Genomic DNA, 18,263 nt, shown 5'->3' with positions numbered 1-18,263 from the left:
ATAGCTGGCAAAGGAGGGAAAACTTCGATGCAACAATCCCCTTTTCTAAGAGAGAGGTGGGTGCAGACTCCCTATGGAGGCGAGCTGCACCTTTATTTACGAAGCTATGATTTTATGGAAGAGATGGGCGCGGAGCTCGGCGCGGGGGAGACTCGCAATGAGCGGCTGCGGGGGTCGATCATGCAGTATGTGCAGCAAAAGTATCCCGGGTCGCAGGCGCGGGCAGTGCGCGTGTTCCTCGGGACGATGCTGGTCGCGGCGATGTCGCTGCCGACCGTGGCCGATACGAGCAAGAAAAGCGTGTATGCGGCGACGGCGATCGCCCTGTTCGTCAACGGCAAAGTGCTCGCCGGCGGGCAGCCCTTTATGCACAATGACCGGGTGATGGTGCCGCTGCGCACGATTGTGGAAGGCTTAGGCGCGTCGGTGGCGTGGGATGCGGCGGCGCAGCGGGCGACGGTGACGCAAGGGAGCACGCGGATCGTGCTGACGAGCAACTCGGCGACCGCTGTGGTCAACGGGCGTTCGGTGGCGATGGATGAGCCGGCGATGATTGTCGGTGACAGCATGTTTGTGCCGGTGCGGTTCGTGTCGGAGTCCTTGCAGGCCAAAGTGGCGTGGGACCCGTTCCGCCCGGCGGTGGTCGTGTCCAACCAGCCGGCCCGACTGCATGCGGTGGCCAGCGGCGATACGCTGTGGAAGCTCTCGCAGGCCTACAAGACGACAGCAACGGCGATCCTGCAGCTCAACGGCATGTCCGACCCGACGCTGTATCCGGGGGAGCAGCTGTTGATCCCGATCCCGGCGACGACCTACGTCGTGCAGTCCGGCGATACGCTCTGGAAACTGGCGCAGGCCAACGGGGTGACAGTCGATGCGATCCGGGCGGAGAACGGGTTGACGAGCGACGCGTTAACCATCGGCCAGGTGTTGACCATCCCGCAAGCGGGAGTCCAGCTGCCTCCTGTTCAGGCGCCTCCGGCGCCAACGGGCACGACGCCGACTACGTCGACGCCTACAACCACAACCCCGACAGGAACAACACCAACGGGAACAACACCAACGGGAACAGCGCCTACAGGCACCACCCCGACTGGCACCACCCCGACTGGCACCACCCCGACTGGCACCACCCCGACCACGCCCACAACAGGCGAGTACATCGTCGTCTCCGGCGACACGCTCTGGGGTCTTGCCACACGCTTCAACACGTCGGTGACCACCTTGCGCTCTTTAAACAACCTGACCACCGATGCCTTGCGCGTTGGGCAGCGCTTGCAGGTGCCGAACTACACACCGGCACCGCCGCCGCCGGCCGATTCTTGGCTGGGGCAGATGGAACCGTCCCTCGCCGATCAGCTGGGCAAGCCGGGCTTCGTCTTCCCGTTCCCGACGCAGGGCTCCTATGACCCGTTCAGCGACACCTGGGGCGACTCGCGCGCATACAACCCGGACGGCACGACGGTGCGCGCGCACGAAGGCACCGACATCATGGCGCCAAAAGGCACTCCAGTCGTCTCCGTCGGCGGGGGCGTGGTCACCAACTACGGCTGGAATGAACTCGGCGGCTGGCGGGTCACGATCCGCCTCGACAACTCGCAGTACAGTGTCTACTACGCCCACCTCGACCGCTACGCCCCCGGCCTCGCCAAAGGCGTTCGCGTCGCACCCGGCCAACTGCTCGGCTATGTCGGCAGCACCGGCTACGGTCCGTCCGGCACCGAAGACAAATTTGTCCCGCACCTGCATTTCGGACTCTATGACAACGCCGCCGGATTCGAAGCACGCAACGCTTACTTCATCCTAAAATACTGGGAAGCCCGCATGTAGCGGGCTTCTTTTTTCGATCATATCACTTCCATCTCTCTCATATGCTTTCATAGAGTTTCATGCAGCAAACGAAGAAATGGAGGCCCTCCCGCACATGAAAAAAAACGTACTCGCCATCCTCGCAGTGATCCTCTCCGTGCTCGTGGTGACCATCCTGCTTCCGGCCGCGCTGATCGCCGTCTGGCCGGACAAGAACCCTGCCAAAACACAGAACCCAAGCACCCTCGTCGAACTCGACATCACACCTAACGACCCGACGGTCGACGTCTACCTCACCGGGCAGAACAAGCTGGTCACCATGCCGCTCGAAGCCTATGTGCGCGGTGTTGTCGCCGCCGAGATGCCCGTCCATTTCCAACCGGAAGCATTAAAAGCCCAAGCGGTCGCCGCCCGCACCTACATCGTGCGCCGCATGGCCAACGGCAAAAAATCGGAGCTGCACCCCGCAGCTGACGTATCGGACAACCACAACGAAGGCCAAGCGTACTCAGGCGAAGACAAATTAAAAACGCGCTGGGGCGCTGCCGACTACCAAAAGAACCTCTCCAAGATCAACGCCGCGATCAACGCCACCAAAGGTCAGATCGCCCTCTACGAAGGCAAGCCGATCGAAGCCCTGTTCTTCTCCACCTCCAGCGGCAAGACGGAAAACTCCGAAGACTACTGGGGCAGCCAGGTTCCCTACCTGCGCTCCGTCGACTCGCCGTGGGATGCTCATTCGGACAAGTTCACCGCCACCCAGGACATCCCGCTCACCGAGTTCTACACCAAACTCGGCCTGCAGGCGATCCCCGCCGCCAGCATCGGCAGCCTGATCAAGCCGCTCGAACGCTCCGCCACCGAGCATATCAAAAAGATCCAAGTTGGCGACAAAACGTTTACCGGGCCGGACTTCCGAGGCAAACTGGGACTGCGCTCCACGCTCTTCACCTGGCAGGTCAATGCGGCGGCCGGCACGATCTCCTTTTTTACCAAAGGCTTCGGCCACGGCGTCGGCCTCTCCCAATACGGAGCGAACGGCATGGCCCAAGACGGCAAAAAGTGGGACGAGATCATCCGCCATTACTACCAGGGCGTGACGCTCGGAAAAGTGTCGGACGTGCTGCAAAACAATTAGCGTGTGCAACCGGGATACGTTTTATGAAAAAAATTTCGTGATCCTCAGTCAGCGATGTATATGAGTCTCGCAAACGGTCGAGAATGTGCTACTGAGGTGATGATAATGAATAACGAAAACAAACAACAAGACAAAAACAAGGAAACCCGCAACTCCGCAACGCAAACGAAGTCTTTTTGGGGCAAACGCTGGACGTTCCCGGTTATCTATCTCGCAGCTTCCGTCCTCATCGTTGGTTTGATGTACGCAAAAAGCCAGGACGCAGCTCCGTACGAGATCGAGAAGCAAAACACCGGCGAACAGGCAGGCCCGGTTCTCCCGTCTGACGATGCAGCAACACCGGCCAACACCGCGCCGAGCTTCATCTGGCCGGTCGGCGACGGCGGCGAAGACGCAGCGCTCTCGCTCGACTTCTTCAAAGACTCCGGCACCGAAGAAGAAAACGCAATGGCGGTCGTCTCTTACGAATCGACCTTTACCCCGCATGAAGGCGTGGATATCGGCCTGAAGAGCGACGCTTCCTTCACCGTCATCGCAGCTGCGATGGGCACCGTGAAATCGGTCAACGAAGATCCGCTGATGGGCTACACCGTGGAAATCGACCACGGCAACGGCTACTCCACCTACTATGCATCGCTGTCCAAAGTCGAAGTGAAAGCCGGCACGAAAGTGATCTCCGGCCAGCCGATCGCCAAGTCGGGCAACAACCGCTTCGAGAAGGATGAGAAGAACCACCTGCACTTCGAACTGCGCAAAGACGGCACGGCGATCGACCCGAACGGCACCTTGCCGAAGAAGCCGTCCGCGTACGAAACGTCCGCGAAAAACGGCGCGCAAGCTGCAAGCTCCGAAACGACCACTCCGTCCGGCGACGCTGCCGGCGCGGGTGCGGGCGCTCCGGCTGAAAAGACCGAAGAGCCGAAAGATGCTGCCAAGACCGACGCTGCCACCAAACCGGCGGGCGAAGGGCAAGACGCATCGAAATCTGACGCTGACAAAGCGGCAGAGTAAGCATCCAAAGCAATCCAAAAGACCGCTCCTGAACACAGGAGCGGTTTTTTTTTTGTGCAATCTACTCAAAAAGAAAAGGAAAGATAGACAGAGATAATCGGTGCAAACAAGCTGTCAGGGCTCGACAAGCCGCATTTTTGGAATATGCTCTTCCCCCCCTCATATACATGTTATCAGACAAACCGATGAACATGGGGAGGCGAGGGGATTGCACGACTACATCAAAGAACGTACCCTGAAAATCGGCGAGTACATCGTGGAAACTAAAAACACGGTTCGTACGATCGCGCGGGAATTCGGGGTCTCCAAAAGCACCGTGCATAAAGACCTTACCGAACGGCTGCCCGAGATTAATCCTGACTTGGCCAATCGAGTAAAAGAAATCCTGGAATACCACAAATCCATCCGGCATCTGCGGGGAGGAGAGGCAACAAAGAAGAAGTACCGCAAAGACGAAACAAAGCGAAAAGTGGCGAAAAATCTGCAAGCAGAAAGAGGAGTCTCCACCCCGATGTAGAAGTTATTAGGGCGATTTCTCTGTAATTCTTTTAAATCACCGAGCATGAGATTTCGCTGTTTCCATGAGTTAGATGGGGCTAAGGAGGAACTCTCACGCATGTTCGGAATCGACATCGGCGTGGATCTCGGCACGGCTAACGTGCTGGTACACGTCAAAGGAAAGGGCATCGTTCTCGATGAACCTTCCGTGGTAGCAATAGACAGTCAGACCAATAAAGTCGTAGCAGTCGGCGAAGAAGCACGTCGCATGCTCGGACGCACGCCCGGTCATATCGTGGCGACGCGCCCGTTGCGCGAAGGAGTCATCGCCGACTTTGATACAACGGAGATCATGCTTCGTCACTTCATCCAGCGCGCGATCGGCAAGAGCCCGTTCAAACGCCCGCGAGTGATGATCTGCGTGCCGTCCGGCATCACGTCGGTCGAGCAAAAGGCGGTCGTGGAAGCGGCGACCCGCACGGGAGCCAGGCAGGTCGACCTGATTTCGGAACCCAAGGCAGCAGCGATCGGAGCCGGATTGGACATCTATGAACCTTCCGGCAGCATGGTGGTAGATATTGGCGGAGGCACGACCGATGTAGCGGTACTCTCGCTCGGTGATGTCGTTACCGCCAATTCTATTCGCGTCGCGGGGGACAAGTTCGACGAAGCGATCATCCGCTACATCAAGAAAGAATACTCCCTGTTGATCGGTGAAAGAACGGCTGAAGACATTAAGATCGGCGTGGTTTCCGTATTCCCGCACTCACGTCAGGCAGAGATGGACATTCGCGGCCGCGATATGATCAGCGGTCTGCCGAAGACGGTGACGGTGCGCTCGGAAGAGATGCGCGAAGCTCTGCAGGAGACGGTGGACATGCTGGTCGCCGCCACCAAGCAGGTGCTCGAAGTCACCCCGCCGGAGCTGGCGGCCGACATCTTCGACAAAGGCCTCGTCCTGACCGGCGGCGGCGCATTGCTGTACGGATTGGACAAGCTGATGATTCAGGAGTTGCAGATTCCGGTGCATATCGCCAACGACCCGATGTCCTGCGTGGTACATGGCACGGGCATGGCGCTCGATTATATGGCCAAGGTGCAGAAGCCTTCCCTGTTCGGTTTCGGCCGCAAGCAGCCGGCCGGCACCATCGGTTAATTTTCGATACAGACATTCCAACATTACTTCTTGAGGAGGCGTGACCGATGATTCGCGGACTTTACATCGCCAATTCCGGCATGCATGCGAACGAACGGATGCAAGAGCTTATTTCGAACAACATCGCCAATGCGAACACTGTCGGTTACAAGTCCGATACAGGTGTGATTCGCTCGTTTCCGGAGGAGCTGATCCTGCGCATCAACGACTTCGCAGGCGGCGCAGGCGCGGAGAACAAGACGGTTGGACGGATGAGCAACGGGACGTTTCTCGAAGAAGCGTTGCCGCGCTTCCTGCAGGGCGGCTTGCAAAAGTCGGACAACCCGCACGCGTACGCGATTTTGGACAACCCGGCTCCGGCAGGCGAGCCGAACCGCCGCTCGTTTTTCCCGGTGCTGAACGGCAACCAGGTCATGTACACCCGCGACGGTGACTTCAAGGTGCAGGCGGGGACGAACTTCCTCGTCACCACCTCGGGCGACCCGGTGATTCCGGTCGACGCGGCGACCGGCCTGCCGCTGAACGACGCGCGGATTCGCGTGCTTGAGAACGGCGCCTATGAGTACACGACCGCACAGGGACAGCCGTATCCGCGTAACGCGCAGTTTGGCTCGGTCGACATCGTCGACGCGACGAAGCTGGAGAAGTACGGCGACACCTACTTCACCTCGGCGGCTGCAGCTGTACGCGGCACCGCACAGGTGGAAAAAGGGCAGCTGGAGCAGTCGAACGTCGACTTGGCCGGCTCGATGGTCTCGATGATCAACGTGATGAGAAGTTATGAAGCCAACCAGCGCATGATCAAGTCGCTGGACAGTACGCTTGAGAAAGCTGTCTCGATCGGGCGGCTGGGATAAAGGGGAGGTGGACTAGATGCGGGCACTTTGGACTTCTGCACATGGGATGGCGGGTCAGCAGACGCGCCTTGACACAATTTCGAACAACATCGCCAATGTCAACACCACCGGCTACAAGCAGCAAGATGTCAACTTCAAGGACATGCTGTATGCGGAGATTCAACAGACGCAGCAGAACGGCAACCTCCAGGGGCGTCAGACCACCAGCGGCGTGCGCATCGGCCACGGCGTATTGGCGGTTGGCGTCTCCCAGCTGTTCACGCAAGGGGCGCTGCAATCGACGGAGAACCTGCTGGACGTGGCGATCGACGGCCCGAACGCATTTTTCGAAGTCGGCATCTTCAACAACGGCGTACAGACCGACAATGCCTACACCCGCGACGGCTCGTTTGCGGTCGGCTATGACCGGACCAATACCCCGTACCTGACCGACTCGGCGGGCAACCCGGTGCTGGACACCGCTCAACAGCCGATCTCGCTGGACGGTTTTGACCTCGCGACGCTGAAGATCGAGCAGAACGGCATGATGACGGCGGAGGCGGCAGGCGTGCGCACCGCAGTCGGACAGCTGGAGCTGGTCAACATCGAGAATCCGGATACCAATCTGGAAGCGATGGGGAACAACATGTACGCGCTGAAAACAAACGCTGCACCAAATGCGTTGACGCGCGGTGCGTACAATCAGCCGAACGGGGCAACACTGAAACAAGGGTTCTTGGAGCAGTCGAACGTGGACATGATTCAACAGATGACCGATATGATCATGACCCAGCGCGCGTACACCATGAATGCCCGGGCACTTCAGACGATCGATCAAATGATGGGGATGGCAAACAACTTGCGAAATGGGTAATGTCGAATGAACCTACCGAACATCTTAACGGTGTTTCGACTCGGACTGATTCCAGTCTATTTCCTCGTATTTTTTTCCGACTGGGCGTACAACATGGAGCTGGCCTTGTTCGTGATCTTCCTGGCGGGCGCGACCGATATCCTCGACGGGTATCTGGCGCGCACGTACGGGATGGTCACCGAGCTTGGCAGCATGCTGGACCCGTTGGCCGACAAGCTGATGATGCTGTCGGTCGTTCTTTCGTTCGTGATCGACGACCGCATTTCGTGGCTGACGGCGGGGCTCCTGTTCTTCCGGGATCTGGGGATGATCCTCGCCTCCGTCTTTTATGTCACACAGGGCAAGAAGACGGTGCCGGCGACGGTCTTTGGCAAAGCAAACACCGTGCTGTACTACCTGGCTCTCCTGGCGTTGCTGTTCCGCTGGCCGTTTGCGGAAGGATATCTGTGGATCGTGATCATCTTGTCGTTTGTGACCTCGTTCCACTATCTCCGCCGCTTCAATGCGATGAACATATAAAAAGCACCTTCTGCAACGGCAGAGGTGCTTTTTATGTGAACTTCCGCCAGCCGAAAAAGGCATAGGAAGGTGCACTCGTAGTATGTGCAGGGAAAGTTTGACTATGCGGTTTGGCTCCATTTCTTAGATTTGGTAAGATAGAGACACTGGAATACATAGGAGGTCATAGCGCATGGAGACAGTCCTGAACATTGAGGAGATTCAAAGCATTATCGCGCACCGCTACCCGTTCCTGCTCGTCGACAAGATCGTGGAGCTGGAGATCGGGCAGAGCGCGGTCGGCATCAAGAACGTCACGATCAACGAGCCGTTTTTCCAAGGCCATTTTCCGGGCTATGCGGTCATGCCGGGCGTGCTGATCGTCGAAGCCTTGGCCCAAGTCGGCGCGGTGGCGATGCTCGCCAAAGAAGAGAACAAGGGCCGTCTGGCGTTCTTCGGCGGCATCGACGGCTGCCGGTTCCGCGGACAGGTGCGCCCGGGCGACACCTTGCGCCTCGAAGTTGAGATCACCCGCCTCAAAGGCCCGGTCGGCAAAGGCAAGGCGCGTGCGCTCGTCGACGGCAAGCTGGTCTGTGAAGCCGAACTGACCTTTGCGCTGGGCGCGAAGCAAGAGTAGCATTTAGAGCTAACGTACAAGCAAAGACCTGGGGGATCAGCCCCGGGTCTTTTTGATTTCCTCGCGCATTTTGATCAAGGCGCGCTGCTTCCACGTTTTCACCGTGCCGGCCGACACGCCTTCCATCCGCGCCAGCTCGGCCATCGTCATCCCGTCGATGACGATCTTCTCCACGGCCAGCGCCTCGCGCTCCGAGAGTGAGGTGAGCAGCGAACGCCACTCCAGTTCGCAAAACGGCTGCTCGGCCTGCGCATCGGGCAGCAGGCCGAGCAATGTGCCCGTTTCGCCTTCGCCGTCGGTCAGCGGGTTGTCGGCGAGTTCCCGTGCGTGATGCCGTCCCCGCACGCGGATGTACTGCCAGACCCGTTCGTGCGTCTTGGCTTTGGCATAGGCGGGGAAGGGCACGCCACGCGCCGGGTCATACTGTTGCACGGCGAGCAAAAAGGCGATGTACGCCTCCTGCAGCAGGTCGCCGCGCTCACTGGGCGGGACGTAAAAGCGTTTCGCTGCGCCCCCGATCACATTTTCAAATTCGTTCAGCAGTACCAGCAACTGTGCGCTGTCTTGCTGTTGTGCCTGCCGGACGATCTCGGCGAAGCGGTCTGCTCCTGTCATCTCGTGGTGCCCCTTGATGAGGACCGGTCCTCTGCGATGTCGTATACGCAGTTTCAGCATAGGGGGAGACACGCAGTTCGTAAAAAAAGCACCCGGTGTGCAGTCGCGAACGAGCGGGGCTGGCCGGATGCCGACTGGGCGTGAGTCGAACCCGAGTCAAATTTTGTCAAAGTTCGGGTTGACTGAACTTATTTGGAATCCTAAAATACTGTAATAAGGAGTTGGTTAAGTAATAATAAAGTGATGGTGAAGGGAGCAAGGAAATTGGAAGTTATGCATTTTGACTGTGACCAAATGCAGACGTTATCCGTCGAATCCTATATAGGAGAATTGGCGGTGCTCGCACCTGTGTATGTGGAAGGCGGCGGGGATATGACGAGAGTGGTGACCTGCGATGGGGAGATGTGGAACGACCCGCGGCCGGTGCCTGTCGTGCTGAAAGGAGTGGCACGACATTTTGGCGTGGATCTGACGGCTGTTCGGGAGCGTTATGGGGATATACTGGGAAGAAGACTGCATGTGCCATTGCCGTTTGCGCCGAGGCTGACCCTGGTGCCGGTGAAGATGCGCCTGCCGCGTGTTCAAAAAGACGGGACGACAGGCTATGTGGCGACCCATCTCATCGAACGCGTGGTGCCGGGGCTGCAGACGACCTCCTGCACGCTGCACTTGCGCGGCGGGCAGAAGGTGGAGTGTTTGCAGAGCAGCGAGTTTGTGGTGCAGCAGCTGCGCAATGCCCGGATCGTGCAGACCTTTTATAAAGAGACGATGAACTTCGGCATTACTGTTCCGCTTTGACCAGCTTGCCGTCTCGTTCGAATACATACTTCTGCTCCGTATTGAGCAATACCGCTTGTCCGTTTGTCGCGTTGGTGATCAGCTTGTGCAGGCGCTCCGTATCGGCGGCCGGCACAAGCGCAAACACCGTGACCCGCTCCAGATAGTCGATGCGGTCGATGTGGAAGTCTTCCACGGCGTGCAGTTCATTTTCGACTTTGCCAAGCCAGGTGTAGTCGATGTCGATCGCGATCTCCTGAAACAGCTTGCGCGTGACGATGCCAGCCGCGTGCAGTCCGGCGGCGGCCGTCTGCGAGTAGGCGCGGATCAGGCCCCCGGCGCCAAGCATGATGCCGCCGAAGTAACGGGTGACGACGACGGCGACGTTGCGCAGATCCTCTTTCTTGATCACTTCGAGGATCGGCTTTCCGGCGGTGCCGGACGGTTCGCCGTCATCATTGGCCTTTTGAATCTCCTGATGCGGGCCGAATACATAGGCATAGCAGTTATGGGTGGCGTCCCAGTGCTTTTTTTGAATCGACTGGATGAACTGGAGCGCTTCTTCTTCAGAATTCACAGGCGTTGCGTAGCCGATGAAGCGGGATTTCTTGATGATGATCGTTTCCTCGCCCGGGGCGAGCAGCGTGCGGTAGGATGGCAGCAAGAAGTGAACCTCCTTCTTGGATGTGGTCTCACCATATCGTAACAGAATGTCTACAGGCTGTGAATTGACGCAAGAGAGCTGGAGACTTACAATAATTGAGTTGAATGACGGATGAATGACGGAATGATGGAGGAATAACATGCGCAGGAAATCGACGTTCAAGTGGTTCGCCGGTGTGATGGCGGCCCTGTATCTTATGACGCTGGTCTTTTTCTATCAGCTGCCCTTTGGGTCGACGGTCTTCAAAGACGTCCCGAGCGGACACTATGCAGTATACGAGATCGAATACATGTTTAATCAAGGCTACATGAAAGGCCGCGATGAGACGGTCTGGAACTTCTACCCCGAGACAGAGATGACGCGCGCCGAGCTGGTGGCGCTGACGCTCAAGATCAACGGGGTGAAGACTGATGAGCTGCAGCAGCCTGCGGAGAGCCAGTTCCCCGATCTGCCGGTCGAGCACTGGTCCTCGGGTGCGGTGGCCGAAGCGGTCAAGCGCGGCCCGCTGCCGTTTGACACCAAAGACGGCTTCCAGCCGGACAAGCCGATCACCCGCGGCGAGCTGGCCAATGCGGTCGTGCAGACGCTGCAGATTCCGCTGACCACCGAAACGGCATCGCCGTTGCCTGACATCGTGGGGCATCCGTATGAGAAGCAAATCCGCACGCTGGTGGCGAACCAGTATGCAAAAGGCAATACCGACGGCTTGTTCAAGCCGGATGACAACGCCGACCGTGCGGCGACGGCGTATATGTTTGCCAAGGCGCTGAAAGACCTGCGCCCCGAAACCAAGGCGGCGAACGGGAAGAAAGGAGACGATAAATAATGCAGACACAACCTCAGCTCGGACTGCGCGCAGGACGGGTGCGTGATATCACCTACTACCTGCTCTTGATCCTCTCCTTTTTCTCGATCATCAACTACATGCTGCGTGAGCTGTTTGGCGATATCCCGCTGATCGGGTCCTTGATCCCGGCGTGGAAGGAAGGCTTGATCTTCCTGCTCTACCTGATGTTTTACCTCAAGTCCAAGGCGGAGGGCCGCATCGACTGGAAGGGAAGCCGCCTGCATTGGCTGATCCTGTTCACCTTTATCGCGACGCTGTTGTCGGCCGCTTCGAACTGGATCATCAAGCCCTACGTGCTGGACATCTCCCCGACCTATCACTGGGTGCAGGTGACCGCAACGCTGCCGATCGTGATCGACGGTCTGCGGACGCTGCTCGAAGCAACTTTGTACTTCCTCGTGCTCAATGCGTTGATCGACGATGAAGATACGATCAAAGACATGATCCACGGCATGATCGTGGCGGCGACGCTGGTCGCAGCCTTTGGTATTTTTCAAAAGCTGGCCGGGTGGGAGACGCCGCCGTCCTGGACCTATTCGGAAGTGGAAAAAGGCATCAAGATCCGCGTCTTCTCCTCGATCGGCAACCCGAACGCCCTTGGCGGCTTCATGGTGCTGATCACCCCGATCGCCATCGCCCTGACCCTGTGGGCGAAAAATTGGGGGCAGCGCATCCTGTACGGGGGCGCGTCCTTGATCATGCTGTACTGCCTGATCCTGACCTACTCGCGTGGCGCATGGCTCGGCTTCCTGGCCGGGATGGTCATCTACACGATCATCACCCGCAACAAATGGCTGGCGCTGGCGGGCATTGCTGTGCTGGCAGCCGCGGCGATTTTTGCCGATACGGTCGTCGCTCGTCTGACGCTGGCCTTTACGCCGGAGTACTGGCAGAAAGCATCGGAAGGCGGCCGCGTGGAGTTCTGGGCGCGCGCCTTGAAGATCTTTAGCGAATATCCGGTCTTCGGCACCGGGATCGGCACCGTCGGCGACTCTGTGGCGACGCGCCACGGGGTGCCGGGCGCAACGTGGATCGACAACCAGTACTTCAAGCTGCTGGCGGAGACGGGCATCATCGGCACGCTGACCTATGTGGCGATGGTGTTTACGCCGGTGATCAACGGCATGAAGAACGTATTCTTCAACAAGCAGCGCGACACGTTCCTGTTCGCGCTGAACGCAGGGATCGTCGCGGCGCTGTGCGGTATGCTGGTGGAGAACTTCACCGCTGCGATCTTTGAAGACCTCAACGTAATCACGCACTTCTGGACCCTGATCGCGCTGCTCTACGTGAGCATGCGCCTGCAGGCACAGAAGGCGAAAGCATAAACGACAGGCGGGGATGCATTGTGGAAAAGCCGATTCGCGTCCTCTATCTGATCGGGGGCGGCGAGTTCGGCGGTGCGGAACAGCACCTGCTCGGACTGGTCAACTATCTGGATACACACGGATTTCACCCGCAGGTGGCCGCTTTCTATGAAGGCGAATTTGCCAAGCGCGTGCGGGAGCTGGGGATTCCGACGACCGTGTTGCACAGCGACGCCAAGTCGATGGGCGGGCTGAACCCGCTCCAAGACCTGATTCGCGATTGGCGTCCGCATGTCATCCATACCCACGGGGTGCGGGCGAACATGATCGGGCGTCTGGCCAACAAGTCGCAAGGCTACCCGGCCAAGTCGGTGACGACGGTGCACAGCAACCTGGCGCTCGACTACCCGCAAGCGTGGAAGCGCACGCTGTTTGGGACGTTTGAGAAGATCACCTGGCCGTATGTGGATCATTTCATCCTGGTGTCGCATGCGATGAAAGACGATTTCCTGCAGATCGGCCTGCCGGAAGCGAAGATGAGCGTGATCCATAACGCGATCGAACTGCCCGACGAGCCGGTCGAGCATGTGCCGCAGACGTCGCTGAGGAAATTGATCGGCGTCGGTGACGATGTGACGATCGTCGGCACAGTTGCGCGTCTGCATCCGGTCAAAGGGCATACGTATTTATTGAAGGCGATTCAAAAGATCGTGCAGGAGCGTCAGGACGTGGTGTTCCCGTGGTTCGGGGACGGGGATCTCTTTGATGAACTGCAGGCGGAGGCGAAGGAGCTGGGCGTGGAGCAGTATGTCAGGTTCCTCGGATTCCGCAAGGACATCCCGGACCTCTTGCCGCAGCTCGATGTGTTCTGCCTGCCATCGCTGTCGGAGGGGCTCTCCCTGTCGATCCTCGAGGCCTTGGCGGTCGGTGCGCCAGTCGTGACAACGGCGGTGGGCGGATCGCCGGAAGTGATCACCTCAGGCGAGGACGGCCTGCTGGTGCCGGCGGGCGACCCGCAGGCGTTGTACGAAAGCATCTGTCTCCTGGTAAAGAACAAAGAGCGCCGTTTGGAGCTGGCTCGTGCGGGTCAGGAAATGGTGTATCGACGCTTCACGATGCGCCGTCTGGTGGATGAAACGACAAAAGTCTACAAAGATTTGCTGGAGCCAACAAAATAGGACGTATATCGCGACCCCTGCTCGAATACTTTGAGTAGGGGTCTATTTTGTGGGCATATGTCGGAATAGCAAACTTGGCAGGAATTGTTTGTCGAAAATGAATGTGGCAAAAAAGGAACTAATACATATTTTAGTAGACAAAAAATGTCTCCTAAGTAGTGACAAACGAATGCTAGTTTGCTAATATTACAGACATAGGCTCGAGCCCTTGAGAAACCTAACCGCCGTGAGACTGTCATGAGAGCCTCACCGGGTAGTGGTTCTGGCGCCACCAGAACCACAACTTGCTAGCCAGCCTGTCGATTGCTCGATCGACGGGAGCAAATATAACCTCAAGGGTAATCACAATTTTTCAACAAGAGAGATTTGATGAAAGCTGTCGAAATCTCTGAACTGTTGCAGAGGTTTCGAAGAAGAGTTCATACAGATCTCGCCAATCAGAAGGAGGAAGTCTCTGTGAACAAAAGCAAGAAACTTACCGCTGCTGTAGCTGCAACCGCAGTTGCATCCGCAATCGTAGCGCCGGTAGCATCCGCTGCTCTGAACGACATCCCGAACAACTACGCAACCGCAGCAATTAACGAACTGGTGTCCAAGGGCATCATCAACGGCGACGAGAAGGGTAACTTCAACCCGACTGCTAACATCAAGCGTCAAGACTTCGCGATCATCATGGCGAAAGCTCTGAACCTTGATCTGACCAACCCGCCGGCTACTGCTACTTTCTCCGATGTTCCGGTTGGCCACTACGCTTTTGCAGCTGTAGAAGCTGCAGTAAAAGCTAAGCTGATCTCCGGTCTTGGTGGTGGCAAGTTCGGCACCAACACCAACCTGACCCGTGAACAAATGGCTACCGTTTTCGTTAACGCTCTGGGCGTAGACGTAACCGGTTACGCTAGCAAGCTGAACTTCTCCGACAAGGATTCCATCTCTTCCTACGCGAAGAACGCAGTTGCATTCGCAGTTGAAGCTGAACTGCTTCGCGGCGAAAACGGCAAATTCAGCCCGGCAGCAAACGCTGAACGTCAACAAGTTGCAGTAGTTGCTTCCAACTTCCTGAAAGCTGTTGAAGCTTACAAAGTAGCTCAGCTGAAGAACGTTGAAGCTACCTCCGCTACTTCGCTGAAACTGTCCTTCCACAAGGCTGTAGACGCTCTGGCAGCTACTGACGTAGTTGTTAAAGAAAAAGCAACCGGCAAGGTTGTTGCAGTATCCAACCCGGTACTGGCAGAAGACAAGATGTCCGCTACCGTTACCGTTGGCGCTCTGACTGCTAACACCACTTACACCGTAAACTACAAAGCTCGTACCTTCGAAGTAACCACCGGCGAACGCGCTGACTTCGCTGGCGCACAAGCTGTAGGCGCTAAGAAGATCGCAGTGAAGTTCACTTCCTCTGTTGATTCTGCAGCTGCTAAGTTCTCCTTGAAGAAGGGTGCAGTATCTGTAGTAATCGAAGAAGTTCAGTGGAACGCTGACAAGACTGTTGCAACCCTGGTTGCAGCTGACGATTTCTCCGCTGGCACCTACACTGCAGCTGTTACCGGTCTGGAAGGCCTGTCCTCCACCTCCGCTAACGTTGTAGTTGCAGCTGAAGCACTGACCTCCATCGAGCTGGATGGCAACATCCTGCCGAAGTCTACCGCTACCAAGTTCGGCTTCAAAGCGCTGAACCAATACGGCGAAGACATGGAACTGGCTCCGAACGCTGCTCAATTCACTTGGGTTTACAGCACCGCACTGGCTACCAACGCTAACTCCGCTGACAATGCAGCTGTAAACATCTCCAACGCTAACATCGCAGTTGACTCCGACCTGACCGTAACGGTTGTAGCTAACAACGGTGTGAAGGCTTCCAAGACCTTCAAGATCGGCAAAGAAGTTATCGTTGACACCTTCACCCTGGGCGAAGTAACCAACGTTGATGAAGATGCTGAGCGTTTGACTAAAGACTCCGAAGCATATGTTGCTTTCGAAGCAAAAGATCAGTATGGCAACGTTCTGTCCAGCCCGTTGGATCTGATCGTTGACACTGACGCAGACAACAGCTGGGATGCTGGCGAAGAGAAAGTGCAAATCGTATCTTCCTCCGCTAACGTTTCCGCTTCCTACGTTGTGTTCGACGAAGACGGCGAAGAAGTTGCTGGTCTGAACACTGCAAAGGGCAAAGCTGGTATCAAGCTGACAGTTTCCAACGCTCTGAACGCAGATGAAACTGTAGTTCTGACCGCAATCGCTCCGTCCGGTAAAACTTCCAACATCACCGTGAAGCTCTACAAGCCGGCTCTGGTTGATGAAGTAACCGTAGGTGCTCCGACCGATGTTATCGCTGACGGCGATGCTGCAGTATACCTCCCGCTGACCGCTAAGGATCAGTTCGGTGCTGTTATGACTGCTAAGCAACTGGCTGAAGCAGACCTGGCTGATGACGCTTCGGTTAAGGCATTCGTTTCCTCCACTGGCGTATCGTTCGACGCTGGCTACGATGTTGAAACGGCTACTGGCGAAAACCAAGGTAAGCTGAAGCTCACTAACGTAACTGGTACCGGTACCGTTACCATCACCGTTGTATCTGCTTCCGGCAAAACTTCGACCACTACCTTCGATGTTCAAGCAGCTCGCTTTGCTCAGAAGGTTGAAATCGTAGATGCTGCTACCGGTACCGCTGGCAAGCTGCTGCAAGGCGCTTCCACCAAGGTTGACTTCAAGCTGTACGACCAGTACGGCAAAGAGTTCACCGCTGATGGCGCTAACAAGATTACCTTCGCAATCACCAAGGTTTCCGGCGATGACGCTGGTCTGACCTCCACTGCAACTGCTGCACCGGTTCTGGCTGAGTCCGCTCTGTCGGAAATCACCTTGGCTGCAGACGCTGCGAAGAAAGGTGAATACAAGCTGACCGTTCGCGTAGTGAAGGAAGATGATTCCCAAACTCTGTCCTCCGCTACTAAGAACTTCACCGTTATCGACGGCAAGACCGAAACCTTGACCTACGCTGTAGGCGAACTGCCGACCCTCTACAAGGGCGCAGCTGATGCTGCTAACGCGTACGCTAAGGCTGTAACCGTGTCTGCTACCGACGCTAATGGTGTGAAAGTTGCACTGCCGTCCAACGCAATCGAAAGCGTGATCTCTTCCAACACTGCAGCAGTCCTCGTTGACGCTGCAACTAAGAAGATCTACAGCGCAAACGCTATTTTGACTGCTGACGCTAAGTCGACCGTAACGGTTGTTATCAACACCCCGACCGGCACACAAGTTGTCAACCGCGAAGTAACTGTTTCCGTTGCTGACCTTGCTGTAACCGACATCAAGTTCGTTGATGCCGACGGCGAGAAGATCGAGAAGTTCGCATTCGCGAACGATACCGAATTGCTCACAGGTGTTAACCTCTTCGAAGGCACTGACACCGATGGTGTTGAAGTGGTTGTAACTGACCAGTTCGGCGGCACTTCCCTGTCCGCTGCTGGCAACCTGTCCTACTACTTCTCCGCTAACGACCTCACCCTCGCTGACGGCGAAATCCTGGATGAAAACGCTGGTGTGATCGCGATCACCGAAGGTACCACCACTGGTACTGTTGAATCCACTTGGACTGCTGGCAAAGGCTTCAAGCTGACTGTTGTTAACGCGAACGGTAAGTCCGCAGTTCTCAACTTCACTGTAACCGCTGCTAACTAATCAAGAACAAGTAAGAGCCACCCTTCGGGGTGGCTCTTTTTGTATTGTTGCAAGGGTTACGGTATACTTAGTAACATTGAGACAATTTGGGGAGGATCAGTACTGATGGAACAGAATCGAGGCGGGCTCTTCACCCGTTTATTTGTACGAAAAACAGGCGACCAGATCGAAGTGATTGAGCCTCAGGAAGTAGATGAAGCATCAATCCCTACGGTAGGCAAAACACTGCCCCATACGATCATCGCGTTTACCCCTGAACAGGAGCAACAATACTCCGAAGCAGAAAAAGAACGGATGCAGGAACAATTGCTGAGCCTGCCACCGCTTCATATTGGCGAAGTGAATGTGGTGCCCTTTGACACAGGTATGTATCAGGGCGGCTGTTTTGTTCGCGTCTTCATTCGCAATGCATGGGAAGTCGACGAGGAATTGACGATTGAAAAGATGCCGCTCTCACTTATCGATGCGACTGGCGAGATAGTTGCCCGCGGGACATTTACTTTGAAGAACTTTGGCTCGCTCCGCTTCGGGGAGAGCCGGGTCTGGACATTCGCCTGGCGTGAGAACCAGCTCTTAAAGAAGACACCGGATTTCTCTGCTTTCACAGTTGAAGTACAATGAAGTCAAAATGAAACTTCCGAGGCGACCTGTACAGGTCGTCTTTTTATATTTAGAGTTTTCGGTACATTCTGTTTACAATTACAATTGCATAACCTATAATTATCAAGTGAGGAACT

Annotated in this window: 17 protein-coding genes; 15 read left to right on the top strand and 2 right to left on the bottom strand. The window is 56.5% G+C overall.

Features of this window, described 5'->3' with window-relative positions:
- Window positions 1–60 precede the first annotated feature (60 nt).
- From CBW65_RS25030 to fabZ, 9 genes are all read left to right on the top strand, one after another.
- Window positions 61–1,830, top strand: a complete 1,770-nt coding sequence (locus CBW65_RS25030) for a LysM peptidoglycan-binding domain-containing protein (RefSeq protein WP_198299754.1) — start codon at window positions 61–63, stop codon at window positions 1,828–1,830.
- A gap of 94 nt (window positions 1,831–1,924) precedes the next feature.
- Complete coding sequence (gene spoIID / locus CBW65_RS05070; RefSeq protein WP_157721785.1) at window positions 1,925–2,947, top strand: stage II sporulation protein D; 1,023 nt, start codon at window positions 1,925–1,927, stop codon at window positions 2,945–2,947.
- 105 nt (window positions 2,948–3,052) lie between these two features.
- Window positions 3,053–3,958: a M23 family metallopeptidase gene (locus tag CBW65_RS05065; protein ID WP_157721784.1), complete on the top strand. Its 906-nt coding sequence runs from the start codon at window positions 3,053–3,055 to the stop codon at window positions 3,956–3,958.
- A 208-nt stretch (window positions 3,959–4,166) separates the two neighbouring features.
- The gene (gene spoIIID / locus CBW65_RS05060) at window positions 4,167–4,475 is read left to right on the top strand and encodes a sporulation transcriptional regulator SpoIIID (RefSeq protein ID WP_132944055.1); all 309 of its coding nucleotides are present in this window, start codon (window positions 4,167–4,169) and stop codon (window positions 4,473–4,475) included.
- A 99-nt stretch (window positions 4,476–4,574) separates the two neighbouring features.
- Window positions 4,575–5,612 carry a rod shape-determining protein gene (gene mreB / locus CBW65_RS05055; protein WP_087455906.1) on the top strand — a complete coding sequence of 346 codons (1,038 nt, stop codon included), beginning with the start codon at window positions 4,575–4,577 and terminating at the stop codon, window positions 5,610–5,612.
- Window positions 5,613–5,659: 47 nt separating this feature from the next.
- Window positions 5,660–6,469: a flagellar hook-basal body protein gene (locus CBW65_RS05050; RefSeq protein WP_087455905.1), complete on the top strand. Its 810-nt coding sequence runs from the start codon at window positions 5,660–5,662 to the stop codon at window positions 6,467–6,469.
- A gap of 16 nt (window positions 6,470–6,485) precedes the next feature.
- Entirely contained in the window at window positions 6,486–7,322 is an 837-nt protein-coding gene (locus CBW65_RS05045) for a flagellar hook-basal body protein (RefSeq protein ID WP_087455904.1), read from the top strand.
- A 6-nt stretch (window positions 7,323–7,328) separates the two neighbouring features.
- Complete coding sequence (locus tag CBW65_RS05040) at window positions 7,329–7,841, top strand: CDP-alcohol phosphatidyltransferase family protein (protein ID WP_087455903.1); 513 nt, start codon at window positions 7,329–7,331, stop codon at window positions 7,839–7,841.
- A 172-nt stretch (window positions 7,842–8,013) separates the two neighbouring features.
- Window positions 8,014–8,457 carry a 3-hydroxyacyl-ACP dehydratase FabZ gene (fabZ, locus tag CBW65_RS05035; RefSeq protein ID WP_087455902.1) on the top strand — a complete coding sequence of 148 codons (444 nt, stop codon included), beginning with the start codon at window positions 8,014–8,016 and terminating at the stop codon, window positions 8,455–8,457.
- Window positions 8,458–8,493: 36 nt separating this feature from the next.
- Here fabZ and CBW65_RS05030 read toward each other — a convergent pair whose 3' ends face one another.
- On the bottom strand, window positions 8,494–9,072 hold the full coding sequence (locus CBW65_RS05030) for a sigma-70 family RNA polymerase sigma factor (protein ID WP_157721783.1): 579 nt from the start codon (window positions 9,070–9,072) through the stop codon (window positions 8,494–8,496).
- A gap of 336 nt (window positions 9,073–9,408) precedes the next feature.
- Between CBW65_RS05030 and CBW65_RS05025 the strand changes: the two genes are divergently transcribed.
- Window positions 9,409–9,870 carry a hypothetical protein gene (locus CBW65_RS05025; RefSeq protein WP_087455900.1) on the top strand — a complete coding sequence of 154 codons (462 nt, stop codon included), beginning with the start codon at window positions 9,409–9,411 and terminating at the stop codon, window positions 9,868–9,870.
- Here the strand turns inward: CBW65_RS05025 and CBW65_RS05020 are convergent.
- Window positions 9,854–10,513: a YigZ family protein gene (locus CBW65_RS05020; protein ID WP_087455899.1), complete on the bottom strand. Its 660-nt coding sequence runs from the start codon at window positions 10,511–10,513 to the stop codon at window positions 9,854–9,856. The two genes, CBW65_RS05025 and CBW65_RS05020, sit on opposite strands and share 17 nt — an antisense overlap.
- Window positions 10,514–10,652: 139 nt before the next feature.
- On the opposite strand from CBW65_RS05020, the gene CBW65_RS05015 reads away from it, so the two are divergent.
- The 5 genes from CBW65_RS05015 to CBW65_RS04995 all read left to right on the top strand — a co-directional run bounded on the left by CBW65_RS05015 (window position 10,653) and on the right by CBW65_RS04995 (window position 18,147).
- The gene (locus CBW65_RS05015; RefSeq protein ID WP_087455898.1) at window positions 10,653–11,339 is read left to right on the top strand and encodes an S-layer homology domain-containing protein; all 687 of its coding nucleotides are present in this window, start codon (window positions 10,653–10,655) and stop codon (window positions 11,337–11,339) included.
- The gene (locus CBW65_RS05010) at window positions 11,339–12,688 is read left to right on the top strand and encodes an O-antigen ligase family protein (protein WP_087455897.1); all 1,350 of its coding nucleotides are present in this window, start codon (window positions 11,339–11,341) and stop codon (window positions 12,686–12,688) included. Before CBW65_RS05015 ends, CBW65_RS05010 begins: the two co-directional genes overlap by 1 nt.
- A gap of 20 nt (window positions 12,689–12,708) precedes the next feature.
- A complete protein-coding gene (locus CBW65_RS05005; protein WP_087455896.1) occupies window positions 12,709–13,845 on the top strand; it encodes a glycosyltransferase in 1,137 nt (378 codons plus the stop codon).
- Between the two features lie 456 nt (window positions 13,846–14,301).
- Complete coding sequence (locus CBW65_RS05000; protein WP_198299753.1) at window positions 14,302–17,526, top strand: S-layer homology domain-containing protein; 3,225 nt, start codon at window positions 14,302–14,304, stop codon at window positions 17,524–17,526.
- A 105-nt stretch (window positions 17,527–17,631) separates the two neighbouring features.
- On the top strand, window positions 17,632–18,147 hold the full coding sequence (locus CBW65_RS04995; protein ID WP_087455894.1) for an SLAP domain-containing protein: 516 nt from the start codon (window positions 17,632–17,634) through the stop codon (window positions 18,145–18,147).
- The last annotated feature ends 116 nt before the right edge of the window (window positions 18,148–18,263 follow it).

The organism is Tumebacillus avium (genome assembly GCF_002162355.1).
GTDB classification, from domain to species: Bacteria; Bacillota; Bacilli; order Tumebacillales; family Tumebacillaceae; genus Tumebacillus_A; species Tumebacillus_A avium.
Note: the sequence above shows the minus strand (reverse complement) of the source record. Positions and strands in the feature narration are given on the sequence as shown.